The sequence below is a fragment of the Lysinibacillus sp. NPDC056959 genome (assembly GCF_042674095.1).
GTDB classification, from domain to species: domain Bacteria; phylum Bacillota; class Bacilli; order Bacillales_A; family Planococcaceae; genus Lysinibacillus; species Lysinibacillus zambalensis.
Genome location: NZ_JBHURE010000011.1, coordinates 37964 through 56015 on the forward strand (window position 1 = coordinate 37964; position 18052 = coordinate 56015).

An 18052-nucleotide genomic window follows, 5' to 3' on the forward strand; every position below is an offset into this window, starting at 1 on the left:
TTAACTGTGCGAAAGCGAAGCGTCAGCAACAAATGTTTAATCTGTGCGAAAGCGAAGCGTCAGCAACAAATGTTTTAACTGTGCGAAAGCGAAGCGTCAGCAACAAATGTTTAATCTGTGCGAAAGCGAAGCGGCAGCAACAAATGTTTTAACTGTGCGAAAGCGAAGCGGCAGCAACAAATGTTTTAACTGTGCGAAAGCGAAGCGGCAGCAACAAAGCGAGTAGCCTGTAGCGGAAATCAGCGTTTTCGAATTAATTTGAATGAAAAAAATGGTTAATCAACACACCTGAAGATGGCAAAGAAATGTGAGCTACCTGTGTTTGATGGGGTAGCTTATTTACTAGAATACTATGAATGATATTGATAATAGGAGGCTTCCTCGATGTTATTACAGCGTTTTTTTTCATATTACAAGCCCTATAAAGGATTATTTATTTTGGATTTTTCCTGTGCCATACTAGTAGCCCTTATCGAATTAGCATTTCCAATCGTTTTAAATAAGGTGATTGATGATATTTTACCAGACGGTGAACTAAAGTGGATTATTATGGCTAGTTTATTATTATTTGTTTTATATATTTTTAATTCTATTTTACATTTTATCGTTTCATATTGGGGACATATGTTAGGAATCAATATTGAGACGGATATGAGAAGGGAAGCGTTTAGTCACGTTCAAAAGCTCTCGTTCCGTTATTTCGATAACAATAAAACAGGGCACCTAGTTTCAAGATTGACGAATGATTTAATGGACATTGGTGAACTTGCACATCATGGACCAGAGGATATGTTTATTGCTGCAATGACGATTGTAGGTACATTCGGAGTGATGTTTTACATTGATCCAACCTTTACAATACTAATTTTCCTACTGGTTCCAATCATATTAATTTTAACGATTATTTTTGGGAAGTTAATGTCCAAAGCATTCCGTCAAATGTTTGGGGATATTGCAGATTTTAATGCACGTGTTGAAAACAATGTAAGTGGTATTCGTGTTGTACAAGCCTTTACGAATGAAGAGCATGAGATTAAACGATTTAAAGCAAACAATGAAAGATTTCGAATGACAAAACTTTTTTCCTATAAAGTAATGGCTTGGAATGAAGCAATCTCAGGTATTCTCACAAAAATTTTGTCATTATTCACGCTATTTGTAGGTGCATATTTCGTTTTAGAAGGCCATTTAACAAATGGTGAATTCATTGCATTTATTTTATTATCAGGTATTCTCTTAAACCCAATCAATAAAATTAATATGTTTATTGAAAGTTATCCGAAAGGAATGGCAGGGTTTAGAAGGTACATTGAATTTCTAGAAACAGCACCTGAAATTGCTGATCGTCCAGAGGCAAAAGCTATCGATGAAATTGGAGGAGAAATTACATTTACTAATGTATCGTTTGGTTACTCTGAAAATAATCATACCTTACACCATATTAATTTAAAGGTACATCCTGGTGAAACGGTCGCGCTAGTAGGTCCATCTGGTGCGGGAAAATCTACCATCTGCAGTTTATTACCACGTTTTTATGAAGTAAATGAAGGTTCAATAAAAATTGATGGCATCGATATACGAGATTTTAAGCTGCAATCTTTACGTTCCCATATAGGAATTGTTCAACAGGATGTCTTTTTGTTTGATGGCACAATTCGAGAAAATATTGCTTATGGTAATTTAAACGCGAGTGAGGAAGATATTTGGTTTGCTGCACAGAGAGCGCAGCTTACAGATGTTATTAAAGCGCTACCTGATGGCATGGATACATTAATTGGTGAACGTGGCGTGAAATTATCAGGCGGACAGAAGCAAAGATTATCGATTGCACGTATATTCTTGAAAAATCCTAAAGTATTGATTTTGGATGAAGCAACGTCTGCTTTGGATACAGAAACCGAGCAGGCAATTCAACAAGCCTTAAACGAGCTCGCAATAGGCCGTACAACATTAGTGATTGCACACCGTTTAGCAACGATAAAGGATGCTGATCGAATTGTCGTTGTATCGAAAAAAGGAATTATAGAAGAAGGCACTCATGAGCAATTAATGGATAGAAAAAATGCTTATTATGGTTTGTATACAGCGCAATTTGGCTTACAAATCTAAGCTAGTAATTTGTCATTTTATCGTCACTCAGCGCAATGACGCCAAGGCGAATTGATAAAAGGAAGGAAGGATTATATGTCAGTTCTTGAAATAGATCGTGTAGCTATTGGTTATTCCTCGACGCTCATTGTTCATGATTTAAGTGTGGAAATTCCAAAAGGACAAATCTCAACGATTATTGGTCCAAACGGCTGTGGCAAATCTACCTTATTAAAGGCTGTTGCACGTGTACTACGGACCCAAGATGGAGCAGTTTACTTAGATGGAAAAGCAATTCATCAATTAAAGACAAAAGAAGTGGCAAAAAGAATGGCAATTTTGCCTCAAACAGCAACAGCTCCAGGGGGATTAACAGTTTTTGAACTAGTATCCTATGGCCGTTTTCCTCATCAAGCAGGGTTTGGTACATTGCACAAGGAAGATTATGAATATATTCATTGGGCTATCGATGTTACAGGTCTTAGAGAGTTTAGTGACCGTCCGATAGAGGCACTATCCGGTGGGCAACGTCAACGAGTATGGATTGCCATGGCATTAGCTCAAGGAACAGATATTTTAGTACTTGATGAACCTACTACGTATTTAGATTTAGCACATCAGCTCGATATTTTATTACTGTTACAAAAGCTAAATAAAGAGGAAAGACGAACGATTGTGATGGTATTACACGATTTGAACCATGCTTCTCGTTTTTCAAACTTTATGATTGCTATGAAAGATGGACATTTAATTGTGAATGGTCAGCCAAATGAAGTGATGACAAAGGAAAATTTACAAAAGGTGTTCAATATTGATGCAGAAATGGCTGTCTGCCCATATAGTAAAAATCCTATCTGCTTATCTTACCAACTGCACGACATGAAAGAATAGCGTTAAGTAGGAAATTGAATTGTAAGGATTAAGGAGGAAGTGTATGACTACGTCGACAGGAGTAGGAGGGCTCAGAGATTTAGATGAACTACAACAGCGATCTCATCCAGTCCGTGGTGTAGTAGCTTTAATTGTTGGGGTGATAGGGTTAATATTTGCAATCGGTTTGTCTATTTCATTTGGTGCCGCAGATATATCATTGAGTACTGTATGGACAGCTATTACTCATTTTTCACCGGATGTAACAACACATCAAATTATACATGATATTCGATTACCACGAGTGTTAGGCGCAGGATTAGTAGGTGGATGCTTTGCGGTCGCAGGTGCGATTATGCAAGGCATGACACGCAATCCATTGGCTGACTCTGGATTATTAGGGTTAAATTCTGGGGCCGCGTTTATGCTAGCAATCTGCTTTGCTTTTTTCCCTAATTTATCGTACATGTATATAGTTTTATGGTCATTTGTTGGAGCGGGCTTAGGTGTTGCGATTGTTTATGGCGTAGGTTCGCTATCAAAAGGTGGCCTAACGCCGATGCGATTAGTGTTGGCAGGTGCTGCTGTAAGTGCTCTATTAGGTGCGCTAGGAGAAGGCGTTGCTCTTTATTATCGTATTGGACAAGACTTAGCCTTCTGGTATGCAGGAGGTGTTTCAGGTACAAAGTGGTATCATCTTCAAATATTATCGCCATGGATACTGGCGGCAATGATTGGTGCTCTAATTTTATCACGTTCCATTACATTACTAAGTTTAGGTGAAGAAATTGCCGTAGGACTTGGACAACGTACTACCGTAGTAAAAATATGGGGAATGGTGATTGTTTTAGTGTTGGCAGGAGCAGCAGTATCAGTCGTTGGAGCAGTCGGGTTTGTTGGCTTAATAGTTCCGCATTTTATGAGATACATAGTTGGACACGATTATCGTTGGATTATTTCATGTTCAATAATTTATGGAGCATTACTTGTTGTGTTGGCTGATCTTGTTGCAAGGATGATCAATCCACCTTACGAAACACCAATTGGAGCGCTAATTGCGTTTATTGGAGTTCCATTCTTCCTATATATAGCCCGTAAAGGAGGAAAAGAACTATGAGTAATAGTTTTTTAACAGTAACTCAACAAAAAGCTAAAAAGAAAAACTTCTTAATTCTAGGTACACTAGCTTTACTAATAGTCATCACATTTGTCATTAGTATGAATACAGGGGTTATAAAGCTAACACCAATGGAGGTTTTTCGAACACTTTTTGGTCAGGGCGATGCCCAACAGCAACTTATTTTGTTTGAATTTAGGCTGCCTCGTATCGTTATTGCAGTTTTAGTGGGGATGGGCTTAGCAGTTTCAGGGGCTATTTTACAAGGTATTTCTAAAAATGCTCTAGCTGACCCAGGCATTTTGGGTATAAATGCAGGAGCTGGACTTGCAGTTATGCTCTATATTTCATTTTTTCCATCTACTAAAGCAGCACCTGTATTTTTACTACCAGTGTTAGCATTTGTAGGATCAGGGATGACAGCTGTTTTAATTTATATACTTTCTTATCGACGTCATGAAGGAATTACCCCAATGCGCTTAATATTAACAGGGATTGCAGTAGCTGCGGGTATTAGCTCAGCGATGATTGTGCTGACGCTGCGTTTAACACCTGAAAATTATCAATTCGTTGCAACGTGGCTAGCGGGTAGTATTTGGGGATCAAATTGGAGATTCGTATTATCTTTATTGCCATGGTTACTAATTTTACTACCATTTGTGTATTCTAAATCCCGCGTTTTGAACGTGATAAATTTAGGAGAAATAACAGCAGTCGGTTTGGGAGCTTCTATTGAAAGGGAGCGTCGCTGGCTTCTTGCAGCATCTGTAGGATTAGCTGGGGCAAGTGTGTCAGTAAGTGGGGGGATTGGATTTGTTGGATTAATTGCTCCACATTTGGCACGTCAGCTCGTTGGGGCTAAACATCAGTTTTTACTGCCTGCTGCCGCACTCTTAGGGGGATTATTAGTTTTAATGGCCGATACAATCGGTCGCTTAATCTTAGAGCCATCAGAAATTCCAGCCGGGATTGTAGTAGCAGTTTTAGGAGCACCCTATTTCTTATATTTATTAGCGCGTTTAAAGGAATAAAAGGGAGTATTTCAATTTCGGAGGAGTGGAATGATGAAAAAACGAACTATATTTTTAATTATAGTAGCACTTATGCTTGTAGGATGTAGTAGCAATGATGAGACATCGGTGAACGGTGATCCTAAAGCAGAGACAGAAGCAACGACGAAAAAGATATCCACTATTAATGGAGAAATTGAAATTCCTACAAAAATTGAGCGACTTGTAGTGGATGCATATTTGCCAACTTCATTACTATTAGGGGTAAAGCCAGTAGGTGCGACACAACGGGATTTAGATAATGTCCACATTCAAGACCAAATTGATGATATAGAAAATACAGAGGAAAGTGCAGTTGAATCTATTTTAGCTTTGAAGCCAGATTTAATTATTACAGCTGAAGCGGATGCAGAATCGTATGAAAAGCTATCCAAAATAGCACCGACTGTTGTATTGCCCTATGAAACCTACCGTAGTGTGGAAGAAGAAGTAAAAGGGCTCGCTGAAATTTTAGGAAAACAAGCTGAAGGAGAAGCTTGGCTGAAAATGTTTGCAGAGAAAGTCTCAGAAAATCGTGAAAAGTTAGCAGAAGTTTTAGATCCAAATGAAACGTATTCAATCTTTGGGGCATACAGCAAAGACTTTTATTTATACGGTGATGGTATTTATCGTGGTGGGCAAGCAATTTATAAGCAATTGCAACTAAAAGCACCCGAAAGTACTCAAAAGGAATTAATTGAAACTGGGGAAACGTACAAGCAAGTCTCTTATGAAGTATTACCTGAATATGCGGGAGATTATATTTTCTTAGATGAATCGAATGGTGCCGAGTTAAACAGAGAAGATTCTTTGTGGAAGTCAATGGATGCAGTGAAAAATAACAATGTATTTTATTTAGATGCAGAAAGATTTTGGGCGTTTGACCCGATTGCTGTACTTGCCCAAGTAGAAGAAGTGACAAATATGCTGTTAGAAAAGAAAAAGAGTGAAAAATAAAAGATGAAATGAGGAATGCCGAATATGACGATAGAAATGTATGATGTAACGATTGTTGGTGGGGGACCCGCAGGCCTTTATACATCTTTTTATAGTGGGATGCGCGACTTAAAGACAAAAATTATAGAATATAGCTCTCAGCTTGGTGGTCGAATGTTAATTTATCCTGAAAAGATGATTTGGGATGTTGGTGCTGTAACACCAATATTAGGTGGACAGCTAATTGAACAACTAGTTGAACAGGCAAAAACATTTGATCCAACGATAGTATTAAATCAAAAAGTTGAAAAATTAGAAAAGCAGAGTGATGGTACATTTATGTTAACGTCCTCAACAGGCGAGAAACACTATTCGAAAACGGTCATTTTAGCAGTTGGATATGGTGTACTTTCTATGCAAAAGCTCGATATAGCTGGAGTAGATCGCTATGAGGTGACAAATTTATATTACACAGTACAGGAATTAGAAATTTTCCGTAATAAGCATGTTTTAATTTCTGGTGGTGGTAATTCTGCTGTGGATTGGGCAAATGAGCTAGAGCCAATTGCTGCTAGTGTAACAATTGTTCATCGACGTGATGAATTTGGTGGTCATGAAAAAAATGTTATAAAAATGCGCGAATCCTCTATATCTATAAAAACACCTTACGAAGTGGTGCAATTGCATGGTGATGGTGATTTAATACAGTCCGTGTCAATTGCCAATAAAGAAACAGACGAAGTCGAACAATTAGAAGTGGATGCAGTCATCGTTAATCATGGCTTAAAATGTGATTATGGCGCACTTGAAGAGTGGGGCTTAAATATTCAAGACGGAGTAGCTATTGTCAACGAAAAGCGTGAAACAAATATAGAAGGGGTTTATGGTGCAGGAGATTTTGTAGATCATCCTTCTAAGGTAAGATTAATAGCAGGTGCATTTACGGATGGTATTTTAGCGTTGAATAGTGCAAAGCTTTATTTAGAGCCAGATGCACCAAAAGTGGCGTACGTGTCTTCCCACAATATTCGATTCAAAGAACGAAATAAAAAAATAGGATTAGTGGATAATGACTATCGTGAAGTACGAGGTTAACTATAAAAAATCACCATCGACTAGCAATAATTGATGGTGATTTTTTTACGATAACGTGAGGGCGATGCGCTTTTCTAGTCTAAAAACTGAAGTTATTCCGATAAATCTTCAAAGTATTCATCTAAGGTTGAATAAATATAGTAAACAAATCTATTATTTTGAAATTTTTTGTTGAATAATTTTGTTATAATATATAGGTAATGGGTATTATTAGTGGAATTTTGCACAAATTGCGGGGAGCAAAATAGTGAGGAAGTATTGGTTTGTGCATACTGTAGTAAAGTTGCAATCGAGCTTTAAAGAAGGTTCCACTAGTTATGAACATAAAAAAGAAATATGTCTTTTCGTCTTACATACGAAAAAGACAAAATGTTAATGAGGTGTACATATGAAAAACTGTTTAGCATGTGGTCATGCGCAGGATGACGGAAGATTTTGTGGGAAATGTGGAGCTCCGATTGAAAATGCTGCACAAGAACGAGCGGCAACAACGCATAGCATGAGTGATGAACAACCACACTCACAATATACGCAGACTGCTCAGAGTACTACGCAAAGTAATGAGCAAATTGAATTAATTAAAAAGCAATCTAAATTATACGTTAATTATTTTGTAGAACAATTAAAAATGCCATCCGCAAATTTTAATGTAGAAGCTACTTGGAAAAATAGTATTATTAGTATGATTATCTATGTTGTATTAACAGCATTATCAGTATTCACATTAATAAAACAATTCTTTTCCGGAGGATTTGGTTTCTTTGAAAGCATTGCTCCATCCTTCATTCAAGTATTTTTTTACATGTCGTTATTCATTTCTTTACTAATAGCAATAAGTATCTTTGCTATATTTTTAACGGCAAAACTATTTTCTGAAAGTCTAAGTTTTACAAATGTTATTAGTAAAATAGGAAATTATTATACACTACCTATAGCTATTATGGTTTTAAGTATTTTATTAGGATTGTTGAAATCATTCTCGTATTCAACAACGATGATATACATTGGATTTGCGTTAGCTATTGGTATTATCCCTATGTTTGTCATGATTAAGTTGTTAAGTAATAAATCTAAAAACATTGATAGTTTTTATGGTTTTGTTTTCTATTTAGTAGTAACAGTTATTTTATCTTCGATTGTATTCTCATTTATGATAGACTCTGTAGTCGGAGAAGTGTTTAAATTTTTTAAATAACTAATCGTTGATACATTCAAAACTATTGTCAAATGTATATTTCATATGGTAATATTGAAAAGTATGTAACGTGTACATATGTAGCCGACATATTCGGGCTATGTAAGGTACAGTTCGATAATACTCTGTTCCAGATGGTTCAGGGCGAGAGGAGAAAACGAATATGAAACAAGGAATTCATCCAGATTACAAAGAAGCAACAGTAACTTGCTCTTGTGGTAATACTTTCAAAACTGGTTCAGTAAAAGAAAACATCGTTGTCGAGTTCTGCAACGACTGTCACCCATTCTATACTGGCCGTCAAAAATTCGCGTCTGCTGATGGTCGCGTGGATCGTTTCAACAAAAAATACGGTCTTAAAAACTAATGTTAGTTTAATACCTGCCAAGCATGTGCTTGGCAGGTATTTTTTTCAGTATAATCAATTATGCCTCGGCATAATTGCGTCAGGAATCGGCTTTGTGCTTGCACAAAGAACGCCTTTAATCCGCATTCACCTCGCCCCGACAGAGGTGGGAAACAACTACTGAAAGAAGTTAAAGAAATACGTTGATGCGAGTCTTTTCAGTATCCAGCTCGACATGAAGAAAGGGAGAAGACAAAATGGCACAGCTATATTTTAAACACGGTGCAATGAACAGTGGTAAATCCATAGAAATTTTAAAAGTTGCGCATAACTATGAAGAACAACAAAAACCTGTAATGATGTTTACACCAGGCATAGATACGCGAGATGAAGTAGGCTTTATTTCAAGTCGAGTAGGCTTACGTCAACAAGCCATTCCTGTTAATGATGATACAAATATTTTTGAGCTAGTAAAAAACAATGCTGTAAAACCATACTGTGTACTTGTTGATGAAGTACAATTTCTAAAAAAAGAACATGTTTTGCAGTTAGCATATATCGTAGATGAGTTAGATATTCCAGTTATGGGCTTCGGTCTAAAAAACGATTTCCAAAATGAGCTCTTTGAAGGCAGTCAGTATATGCTTACATATGCAGATAAAATTGAGGAAATGAAAACGATTTGCTGGTTCTGTCATAAAAAAGCGACAATGAATTTACGTGTTGATGAAAGTCGAAAGCCTGTTTATACAGGTGATCAAATTCAAATTGGCGGGAATGATTCATACTATCCGGTGTGTCGTAAATGTCACGCGAATCCGCCGCTATAAGGCAAAATGCTCCAGTTGATAGAACGAAGAAAAAGTAGCATACATGCGAAGATTTCCTTATACTAGGTAGTGGAAATAATAAATGTTTATAAAAAATTCTTACGCGTTTAGCGTAATTCTAATGTAGAGTTTCTCTTTTTGGCGACAGTTAACAGAGCAAACTTTATAAAAAACTAAATAGAGGTGAAATCCATGTTCGATCGATTACAAGCAGTAGAGGATCGTTACGAAAGGTTAACAGAGCTTTTAAGTGATCCCGATATTGTAAATGATAGTAAAAAATTACGTGAATATTCTAAAGAACAATCAGATATCCAGGAAACTGTAGATGCGTATCGTGAATATAAAAGTGTAAAAGAGCAATTAGCTGATACACGTGAGATGCTAGATAATGAAAAAGATCCTGATATGCATGAAATGGTGAAAGAAGAATTCAACCTTCTAAAAGAACAGCAAGAAGAGTTAGAAGACCGTTTACGTATTCTATTAATTCCAAAAGATCCTAATGATAATAAAAACGTTATTATGGAGATTCGTGGGGCAGCTGGTGGAGATGAAGCGAATATTTTCGCGGGCGATTTATTCCGTATGTATTCTCGTTATGCAGAGACACAAGGCTGGAAAATTGACATAATGGAAGCGACGCCAAACCCAATGGGCGGCTATAAAGAAGTTATATTTATGATTAACGGTCAAGGTGCATATTCAAAATTCAAATTTGAAAATGGCGCACACCGTGTACAACGTGTACCAGCAACAGAATCTCAAGGGCGTATCCATACATCGACAGCGACAGTAGCTTGCTTACCTGAAGTTGAAGAAGTAGATGTGGATATCCATGAGAAAGATATCCGAGTAGATACATTTGCATCTTCTGGTGCCGGTGGTCAATCGGTAAATACAACGATGTCAGCTGTGCGTATGACCCACTTACCAACAGGTGTTGTTGTATCGATGCAGGACGAACGATCACAAATTAAAAACCGTGAAAAGGCAATGAAAATTCTGCGTGCTCGTGTTGCTGATATGTATTTGCAAGAAGCACAAAAGGAAATCGATGCTACACGTAAATCAGCTGTAGGTTCAGGCGATCGCTCTGAGCGTATTCGCACATACAATTATCCACAAAACCGAGTTACAGACCACCGTATTGGTTTAACGATTCAAAAACTAGATCAAATCGTCGAAGGTAGACTAGACGAAATCATTGATACGCTCATTTTAGAAGAGCAAGCATCGAAGTTAGAGCGATTAAATGATGACCTATAATAATGTAATGGAGGCCCTTCAATGGGCTTCTTCTTTTTTAGTGGATAATGGTCGTGAGGAAACAGCGGCACGCATTGTCATGCAGCATATACTTGGCACTAGCTATTCAGAAGTAATGTTACACCTTCAAGACGCATTAACAGCTGAACAACAAGAGAAATTTAAAGAACTTATCGAAGAGCATGCGAGTGGACGACCTGTACAGTATTGCATCGGTAGTGAAGAATTTTATGGCCGTTCATTTATTGTCAATGAGTCAGTACTTATTCCTAGACCGGAGACGGAGGAATTAGTACTTGGAACGATTAATCGTATGAACAAAATATTTGAAAATCAAAGCTTGAAGCTTGCAGATATCGGTACCGGTAGTGGTGCAATTGCTCTTTCTATGAAGTTAGAATGTCCTGAGCTGACAGTCGTAGCCACTGATTTATCTGAGGCTGCTTTATCTACGGCGCAAAAAAATGCACAAAGATTAGCGGCGGATATTGATTTTCGACTAGGGGATTTAACGAAACCTCTGTCAGGTGAGAAATTTGATATCGTTTTATCGAATCCACCGTATATTGCTTTTGATGAAGCAAAAGAGATGTCTAATACTGTGCTAGAGCATGAACCCCATAGTGCTCTTTTTGCAGAAGAAGACGGACTCATTTTATATAGAAAATTGGCTGAACAGCTTCCACCCCTTATGAATAAACCAGCCGTCATTGGTCTTGAAATCGGATATACACAAGGGGAGCAGGTCGCTCAATTCTTTAAAAATAGTTTTCCGCAGGCTACAGTTTCGATAGAAAAAGATATAAACGGTAAGCCCCGAATGATTTTTTGTGAAATTCATGTATAAAGTATCTACTTCTTGCCCACAATGTGGAGCAAGGAGGGATTTTTATGTTAAACGAATACAAGATTATTAGATTACCAAAACAAAATATCTTTTTAGCTTTTGCAAGATTAGTAGTAATTGCGATTTCTTTACAATTATGTATTTTATATATTCCATCATTAGTAGGTTTTGCGAAAGAAGCTAGCAATCAAGAGCAAGAAAATGATTTTCGTATACGCGTGATTGCTAATAGCAATACGACACAGGATCAGCTTGAAAAGGAACAGTTTGTCCAAAATTTAAAGCCGTATTTTAAGCAAGTAGTTGCAAGTGCTGGAGCTAAAACTGTGGATAACGAGCAAATGCTTTCGTTGAAACAGGAAATTGAAGCGGAAATCAAAAAGAATTATCCACAGCTTCATACACAGGTTGTAATTGGGGATAACTTATTTCCACCGAAGAGACATAACGCAGTGCTTTATCCACAAAATTTATATCAATCGATTGTCGTGAAAATCGGTGATGCACGTGGTGATAACTGGTGGTGTAGCATATTCCCCTCGATTTGTGAGCCCGATAAAGATGAACAGAAAGAAGAAATAAAAGAAGAAAAGGAACCAGTTACATTTTTTATATGGGAATGGATTAAAGGTTTTTTTGAATGAATTGTTTACAAATTCAGATAACTTATGCACAATTTTTAATAAGTTATAAACATTATGTGGATAATTCAGTAAAAACGAATAATTGAAGGAAGGTTTTAATTATGGAAACCGTTTGCAAAATTGTGGATAGAAATGTGAATAGTCAGATAAATTATGCACAGGCTGTGGATATCTTAAATGCAGGCGAGGTCGTAGCATTTCCAACAGAAACGGTTTATGGGCTTGGAGCTATTGCAACAATTGATACAGCAGTCAAAAAGATATTTGAAGCAAAAGGTCGTCCTTCAGACAATCCGCTAATTGTCCACATTGGCACGAAAGAGGAAGTTGAACTCTATATCGAGCATATTTCAGAAGTAGCAAAAAAATGCATGGATTTATTTTGGCCAGGTCCACTGACACTTGTCATGCCTGTAAAGCCAAATGTGTTGGCAGGCAGTGTGACAGCTGGTCTTACTACTGTCGGCATCCGTATGCCAGATCATCCAGTTGCACTCGACTTACTGCAACAATTAAAAAAGCCACTTGCTGCGCCAAGTGCTAATCGTAGTGGGAAGCCGAGTCCTACAGAAGCTGTACATGTTCAAGATGATTTGGAAGGGTACATACCTTATATTTTAGATGGAGGTACTACTGGGATCGGGCTCGAATCCACAGTGTTAGACGTTACACACGAACCTCCAGTAATTTTGCGTCCAGGCGGAATTACAAAAGAAATGTTAGAGGCTAAAATCGGTCCAGTACTTCAACCTTCAAAAACAGAGCAGAAATTAGAGACTACTCCGAAAGCCCCTGGTATGAAATATACACACTATGCACCTAACGCCCCTGTGCTATTAATTGATTGTGATTTGAAAAAAGTTCATGAGGCTGTACATCAATTACAAAAACAAGGACATAAAGTAGCGTTACTTGCACCAACTAGTTTTGTTGACAGCAAGGCTGATTATAATTTCTCAGTAGGAGAAGCTGGTAGTAAAGAAGAAATGGGTGCGGCATTGTATCATGCCCTAAGAGCTTGCGATAAAACAGCGGCTACAATAATCCTAGCGACTACTACATCGACTGAAGGAGTAGGGGCTGCAATTATGAATCGACTTGAGAAAGCAGCTGGCGGGAAATGGTATACTTCGTAAATAAACTACCTAGAAAATAGTATGTTAGAGGTAACTCTGGCATACTATTTTTTTGTATTAATCAGTGGGGGTATCTACTTAGACTTTTGTACTTGAGCTGTAGTTGTGCAAGTATAGCGAGTTTTTACTATAGTGGAAGCTGATTGTTTTTTTTGATAGAGTGACTTTTAGCACCATATTGTAAGGAAATTGTATTATGATATTACTGTATTTTCGAGCATAAAATGATAAAATATTAGAGAGCAAAGGAGTGCTTTCTTGCAGGGAATTCTTGCGGGTATAATAACGTCTGTAGATGTGATTGGCTTATATGTATTACTGCCAAATGTTAAGTATCGATTTTTTTTATCAGTATGGACAGCTGCGTTGCATATGCTTTTCCCGCTATTAGGCTTCGAATTAGGAAGCTATTTAATGCGTTTCCTCTTAGAATGGGGACAATGGATATCAAGTATTTTATTGTTTTGTATGGGCATACATTTGCTATTATTTTCGCGGAAAGATGAAAAAGTTACAATTTCACCAATACTTTTAGCCGTGACTGCAAGCCTAGATACCTTTTCAGTAAGTGTTTCATTTGGTATGCTAAACTTAGAGAAAATGGTATTTATTATAAGTGCGGGTGTCAGTGCACTTATTTGCTCTTATGGGTCATTAGTCATTGCGCGTAAAAGTCAGACGTTACTTGGTAATAAATTTCAAATCATAACAGGAATTTTTTTCATTATTATGGGTTTCCTAGCTATCCGGCAATAGAAAAAAGTGGAGAGTGATAAGTATGAAAATACTATTTGTTTGCACCGGGAATACTTGTCGCAGTCCTATGGCAGAGGTTATTTTAAAACATAAACAATTGAACAATGTAGAGGTTCGTTCGGCGGGCATTTATGCGATGCCAAATGCAGAAATGTCTGCACATGCACAACAAGTATTATATGAAGCAAATATGACGCATCAGCATTTAGCAACACAATTATCAATAACTGAAATGGAGTGGGCTGATCTAATTTTAACAATGACAACAGCTCATAAAGATACAATTATTGCCAATTTCACAAATGCTGAACAAAAAGTTTTTACTTTAAAAGAATATACAAGCGAAGTTAGTGGCGGAAATGTTGTAGATCCTTACGGTGGTAGTATAAGAATTTATAAAGAAACATTTGCAGAATTAACAACATTAGTAGAACAATTAGTAAAAAAAATTGAAGAGAATTGAGGGTCGCTATGAAAAAGCAGTTTGGTTTACGATTTAAACTAGTATTATTTGTTAGTTTTCTTGCACTAATCACTTACAGTATTAGTTTTATATTTATCGAATATTTACAACCTACTTTTTTCCCAGAAATCAATCGTAAACTGTTTGAAATTTTTACTTATGTGTCAGGGATAGTATGGTCAGGCATTTTGGCTGCAATTTTCAGTGTAATCTTAATTAAACCTTTACAACAGCTCGAAAATTCAGCTTCCCGAGTAGCAGAAGGAAAAATTGGACAGGATGTAGAAATGCCGAAAACAAGTGATGAAATTCGTTCTGTCGCAGAGGCATTCCAACAAATGGTGTTAAACTTAAGAGGAATGGTGGAAAGCATAGATAGTAACTTCCAGCAAACTAATCAATCAATTATCCAACTATCTGATGAAGCTGCTATTGCAACAAAAAAAGCAGAGAATATTGCTTCTACAGTAAAGCATATTTCTTCTGGTGCAGAGACATCAGCAACGGCAGTCCAAGATACAGCCGAAGCAATTGAAGATGTACGAGCCCTAGCTACAGAAGTCAATAGTAGAGCAGAAGCATCAGCAACGCAATCCAAAGAGATTCTACATAATTTAACGACAACAACAAATGCAATCGAAACGTTAGTAAATAGTATTCAACAAATTGCAGCTGGCAATAATGAGGCATTAGAAAGCATTCATCTTCTAGAGGAAAACGCTGGTCAGGTAGAACGCATCATTAGCCTAGTTGGCGATATTGCAGCACAAACAAATTTACTAGCGTTAAATGCTTCTATTGAGGCAGCGCGTGCTGGAGATCATGGAAAAGGTTTTGCTGTTGTAGCAGAAGAAGTTCGTGGCTTAGCGGATGAAAGTGCGAAAGCAGTACAAGGCATTACAACCCTTATTCAATCAATGCAACAAAACGTTGAGGTTGTAGTCAAACAAATGAATCAGCAAGTGGCATTTGCGACAAAAGAAGCTGCCCGCGTATCAGAGACGACAACAGCCGTAGAAGGCATGTCTTCAAGCGTACACGAAATGGCAACAGCCATTGTAGAAATTTCTTCATTAATCGAACAACAAATGCACAACATCGAAACAACTGCCCATCAATCCCAAGAAGTGGCAGCCATCGCAGAAGAAACGTCAGCCAGCGCACAAGAAGTCCGCAGCGCAGCAGAAGAACAAGCATACGCCATTGAACAAGTAGAAAAACTAGCAGAAGGCCTAAAGAAACAATCAGAAGAACTGCACAAAATGATTCAACAATTCGATAGACAAGCCTAAATGCGAAGATAATAAACTGTAGATAAACTCAGATGAGGTTTGAGTTTGCTACAGTTTTTTTGTTGGATTAAGGGGATTGTGTGCGGTGCTTTTGGAGAGGAGAGTGATGGAATGAAGAGCGGTGTTGACGGATAGTCGATCAAGCGACGGAAAGAAGAGCGTGATCGAAGGATAGTCAGCCAAGCGACGGAAAGAAGAGCGTGATCGAAGGATAGTCGGCCAAGCGACGGAAAGAATGGCAGTGCCGACGGATAGAACAGCGGAAGCGACGGAAAGCAAAGCGTGATCGAAGGATAGTCGACCAAGCGACGGAAAGATTGGCAGTACCGACGGATAGAACGGCGGAAGCGACGGATAAAGAGAGAAGAGCGACGGAAAGCAAAGCGTGATCGAAGGATAGTCAGCCAAGCGACGGAAAGATTGGCAGTACCGACGGATAGAACAGCCAAACCGATGGATAAACCGCAAAATCGTGGATAGAAAGTCGAAAATCGTGGATAGAACCGTCAAAATCGTGGATAGAAAGTCGAAAATCGTGGATAGAACCGCCAAAATGATGGATAGAAAGCCGAAAGCGCGGATAAAACCGTCAAAACGCCAGATAGAGCTTCAACCTAAAAAGAATTCACACCCCGCTGCACCCCGTCACACCCACATCTACTCACCGAACCGTTCTACACCATCAAATACTGGTAATACATAGAAAAAATACTGATATAGTATGTCCACTGTAATTGAAAAAGGAAACAAACTTTAGAAGATAGAATATTACAACAAAATGCCGTTATCCGAATTTATCAACATGATATTCACAATATCCACAGGAAAACAGCCTTGAAAGTGAATGATTTTATGAACAGTTACAATAAATGTTCGTCTTTCAGGAGAAATCAGCATAAAAATGCAAGAAAAATCATGTTATTCTTGGGAAAGAAGTGGTACACTAGTGTTGACTATAATTTCGAAAAGAGGGAACCCAGTGAGAATAGCAATTTCTTCTGATCACGGAGGCAATAACTTACGTCGTGAGATTATGCAGCTGTTAGATGAGCTAAACATCAGCTACGAAGATTTTGGTCCACAATCTGCGGATTCAGTAGACTATCCTGATTATGCAAAACCAGTTACTGAAGGTGTTGCTAGCGGGGAATTTGATAAAGGTATTTTAATTTGTGGTACAGGCATTGGTATGTCTATTGCTGCAAATAAAATTAAGGGGATTCGTTGTGCTTTAGTACATGATTTATTTAGTGCAAAAGCAACTCGTTGCCACAACGATTCAAATGTTTTAGCAATGGGTGAGCGTGTTATTGGGCCAGGCCTTGCACGTGAAATCGCTAAAGTATGGCTTGAAACAGATTTTGAAGGTGGTCGTCATACGCGACGCGTTGAAAAAATCGCTGAACTTGAGCAATAAAAAGCAGTTAAGTTTGTTAACATTTGTCCTACGCTAGAAAGTTCTTCAAAGAGCTTTTTAGCTGCGGGACATAAATAATTTAGAAATAAGGGGCTGAGCATAGTGGTTGTACAACAAATACGAACACATTTGACTCAGTTACTCAGTGAATTTGAAGAGCAGGTAACCCTAAGACCGAATACTATTTTTGTCGTAGGTTGCTCGACATCTGAAGTGATTGGTCAGAAAATTGGCACAGCAGGCGCGCTTGAAATTGGAGAGGCGATTTTTGAGCCGTTGCAGGCATTTGCCAATAAACATCAACTACATCTAGCGTTCCAAGGTTGTGAGCATATTAATCGTGCTATTACTATGGAAGAAACAACGGCAGAACGTTTTGGTTATGAACCGGTAACAGTTGTACCAGTTCGTACTGCGGGTGGCTCGATGTCTGCTTATGCGTTTACGCAATTTACAAATCCAGTTGTTGTGGAAGCTGTGCAAGCAAATGCAGGTATTGATATTGGTCAAACGCTTATTGGTATGCATTTAAAGGCAGTAGCTGTTCCGGTTCGTACTTCTGTACGAATGGTAGGAGAAGCAGTTGTGACAATAGCAACAACGCGTCCGAAGCTGATTGGCGGAGAGCGTGCAGTGTATAAATAAAATTACCTTTGAAAACAGTGGTATACAAATAACGATTATACTTAGGGGGCTTTTTTA

Annotated in this window: 19 protein-coding genes; all 19 read left to right on the forward strand. The window is 37.9% G+C overall.

Annotated features, from left to right (window positions below):
- The first annotated feature begins 384 nt into the window (after positions 1-384).
- On the forward strand, positions 385-2109 hold the full coding sequence (locus ACFTQ7_RS14025; RefSeq protein ID WP_349660650.1) for an ABC transporter ATP-binding protein: 1725 nt from the start codon (positions 385-387) through the stop codon (positions 2107-2109).
- A 75-nt stretch (positions 2110-2184) separates the two neighbouring features.
- Positions 2185-2979 (forward strand): ABC transporter ATP-binding protein, encoded by a 795-nt coding sequence (locus tag ACFTQ7_RS14030; protein ID WP_386829476.1) that lies wholly within the window; start codon positions 2185-2187, stop codon positions 2977-2979.
- 43 nt (positions 2980-3022) lie between these two features.
- Entirely contained in the window at positions 3023-4075 is a 1053-nt protein-coding gene (locus tag ACFTQ7_RS14035) for a FecCD family ABC transporter permease (RefSeq protein WP_386829478.1), read from the forward strand.
- On the forward strand, positions 4072-5106 hold the full coding sequence (locus tag ACFTQ7_RS14040) for a FecCD family ABC transporter permease (RefSeq protein ID WP_386829480.1): 1035 nt from the start codon (positions 4072-4074) through the stop codon (positions 5104-5106). Before ACFTQ7_RS14035 ends, ACFTQ7_RS14040 begins: the two co-directional genes overlap by 4 nt.
- Positions 5107-5136: 30 nt before the next feature.
- The gene (locus ACFTQ7_RS14045) at positions 5137-6081 is read left to right on the forward strand and encodes an ABC transporter substrate-binding protein (RefSeq protein WP_386829482.1); all 945 of its coding nucleotides are present in this window, start codon (positions 5137-5139) and stop codon (positions 6079-6081) included.
- 24 nt (positions 6082-6105) lie between these two features.
- Positions 6106-7155: an NAD(P)/FAD-dependent oxidoreductase gene (locus ACFTQ7_RS14050; protein ID WP_349660645.1), complete on the forward strand. Its 1050-nt coding sequence runs from the start codon at positions 6106-6108 to the stop codon at positions 7153-7155.
- A gap of 213 nt (positions 7156-7368) precedes the next feature.
- Positions 7369-7455: a zinc-ribbon domain-containing protein gene (locus ACFTQ7_RS14055; protein ID WP_386829556.1), complete on the forward strand. Its 87-nt coding sequence runs from the start codon at positions 7369-7371 to the stop codon at positions 7453-7455.
- An 88-nt stretch (positions 7456-7543) separates the two neighbouring features.
- Positions 7544-8350, forward strand: coding sequence for a hypothetical protein (locus ACFTQ7_RS14060; protein WP_386829484.1), 807 nt, complete (start codon positions 7544-7546; stop codon positions 8348-8350).
- Positions 8351-8513: 163 nt separating this feature from the next.
- The gene (gene rpmE / locus ACFTQ7_RS14065; RefSeq protein WP_010857976.1) at positions 8514-8717 is read left to right on the forward strand and encodes a 50S ribosomal protein L31; all 204 of its coding nucleotides are present in this window, start codon (positions 8514-8516) and stop codon (positions 8715-8717) included.
- Positions 8718-8953: 236 nt separating this feature from the next.
- Complete coding sequence (locus tag ACFTQ7_RS14070) at positions 8954-9526, forward strand: thymidine kinase (protein WP_349660643.1); 573 nt, start codon at positions 8954-8956, stop codon at positions 9524-9526.
- 192 nt (positions 9527-9718) lie between these two features.
- The gene (gene prfA / locus ACFTQ7_RS14075) at positions 9719-10795 is read left to right on the forward strand and encodes a peptide chain release factor 1 (protein ID WP_349660642.1); all 1077 of its coding nucleotides are present in this window, start codon (positions 9719-9721) and stop codon (positions 10793-10795) included.
- A complete protein-coding gene (gene prmC, locus ACFTQ7_RS14080) occupies positions 10782-11642 on the forward strand; it encodes a peptide chain release factor N(5)-glutamine methyltransferase (protein WP_386829487.1) in 861 nt (286 codons plus the stop codon). The genes prfA and prmC overlap by 14 nt, the downstream gene beginning before the upstream one ends.
- Before the next feature lie 44 nt (positions 11643-11686).
- On the forward strand, positions 11687-12286 hold the full coding sequence (locus tag ACFTQ7_RS14085; protein WP_386829489.1) for a stage II sporulation protein R: 600 nt from the start codon (positions 11687-11689) through the stop codon (positions 12284-12286).
- A gap of 101 nt (positions 12287-12387) precedes the next feature.
- On the forward strand, positions 12388-13422 hold the full coding sequence (locus tag ACFTQ7_RS14090) for an L-threonylcarbamoyladenylate synthase (protein WP_386829491.1): 1035 nt from the start codon (positions 12388-12390) through the stop codon (positions 13420-13422).
- A 258-nt stretch (positions 13423-13680) separates the two neighbouring features.
- On the forward strand, positions 13681-14178 hold the full coding sequence (locus tag ACFTQ7_RS14095) for a manganese efflux pump MntP (protein ID WP_349660638.1): 498 nt from the start codon (positions 13681-13683) through the stop codon (positions 14176-14178).
- Between the two features lie 22 nt (positions 14179-14200).
- Positions 14201-14641: a low molecular weight protein arginine phosphatase gene (locus tag ACFTQ7_RS14100; RefSeq protein ID WP_386829492.1), complete on the forward strand. Its 441-nt coding sequence runs from the start codon at positions 14201-14203 to the stop codon at positions 14639-14641.
- 8 nt (positions 14642-14649) lie between these two features.
- On the forward strand, positions 14650-15933 hold the full coding sequence (locus ACFTQ7_RS14105) for a methyl-accepting chemotaxis protein (RefSeq protein WP_386829493.1): 1284 nt from the start codon (positions 14650-14652) through the stop codon (positions 15931-15933).
- A 979-nt stretch (positions 15934-16912) separates the two neighbouring features.
- A complete protein-coding gene (gene rpiB, locus ACFTQ7_RS14110) occupies positions 16913-17350 on the forward strand; it encodes a ribose 5-phosphate isomerase B (protein ID WP_079559803.1) in 438 nt (145 codons plus the stop codon).
- Positions 17351-17452: 102 nt separating this feature from the next.
- The gene (locus tag ACFTQ7_RS14115) at positions 17453-17995 is read left to right on the forward strand and encodes a TIGR01440 family protein (protein WP_386829494.1); all 543 of its coding nucleotides are present in this window, start codon (positions 17453-17455) and stop codon (positions 17993-17995) included.
- Positions 17996-18052 lie beyond the last annotated feature (57 nt).

Coding starts and splice junctions, on each gene's coding strand:
- ACFTQ7_RS14025 (WP_349660650.1), top strand. CDS start 385: ATGTTATTACAGCGTTTTTTTTCATATTACAAGCCCTATAAAGGATTA.
- ACFTQ7_RS14030 (WP_386829476.1), top strand. CDS start 2,185: ATGTCAGTTCTTGAAATAGATCGTGTAGCTATTGGTTATTCCTCGACG.
- ACFTQ7_RS14035 (WP_386829478.1), top strand. CDS start 3,023: ATGACTACGTCGACAGGAGTAGGAGGGCTCAGAGATTTAGATGAACTA.
- ACFTQ7_RS14040 (WP_386829480.1), top strand. CDS start 4,072: ATGAGTAATAGTTTTTTAACAGTAACTCAACAAAAAGCTAAAAAGAAA.
- ACFTQ7_RS14045 (WP_386829482.1), top strand. CDS start 5,137: ATGATGAAAAAACGAACTATATTTTTAATTATAGTAGCACTTATGCTT.
- ACFTQ7_RS14050 (WP_349660645.1), top strand. CDS start 6,106: ATGACGATAGAAATGTATGATGTAACGATTGTTGGTGGGGGACCCGCA.
- ACFTQ7_RS14060 (WP_386829484.1), top strand. CDS start 7,544: ATGAAAAACTGTTTAGCATGTGGTCATGCGCAGGATGACGGAAGATTT.
- rpmE (WP_010857976.1), top strand. CDS start 8,514: ATGAAACAAGGAATTCATCCAGATTACAAAGAAGCAACAGTAACTTGC.
- ACFTQ7_RS14070 (WP_349660643.1), top strand. CDS start 8,954: ATGGCACAGCTATATTTTAAACACGGTGCAATGAACAGTGGTAAATCC.
- prfA (WP_349660642.1), top strand. CDS start 9,719: ATGTTCGATCGATTACAAGCAGTAGAGGATCGTTACGAAAGGTTAACA.
- prmC (WP_386829487.1), top strand. CDS start 10,782: ATGATGACCTATAATAATGTAATGGAGGCCCTTCAATGGGCTTCTTCT.
- ACFTQ7_RS14085 (WP_386829489.1), top strand. CDS start 11,687: ATGTTAAACGAATACAAGATTATTAGATTACCAAAACAAAATATCTTT.
- ACFTQ7_RS14090 (WP_386829491.1), top strand. CDS start 12,388: ATGGAAACCGTTTGCAAAATTGTGGATAGAAATGTGAATAGTCAGATA.
- ACFTQ7_RS14100 (WP_386829492.1), top strand. CDS start 14,201: ATGAAAATACTATTTGTTTGCACCGGGAATACTTGTCGCAGTCCTATG.
- ACFTQ7_RS14105 (WP_386829493.1), top strand. CDS start 14,650: ATGAAAAAGCAGTTTGGTTTACGATTTAAACTAGTATTATTTGTTAGT.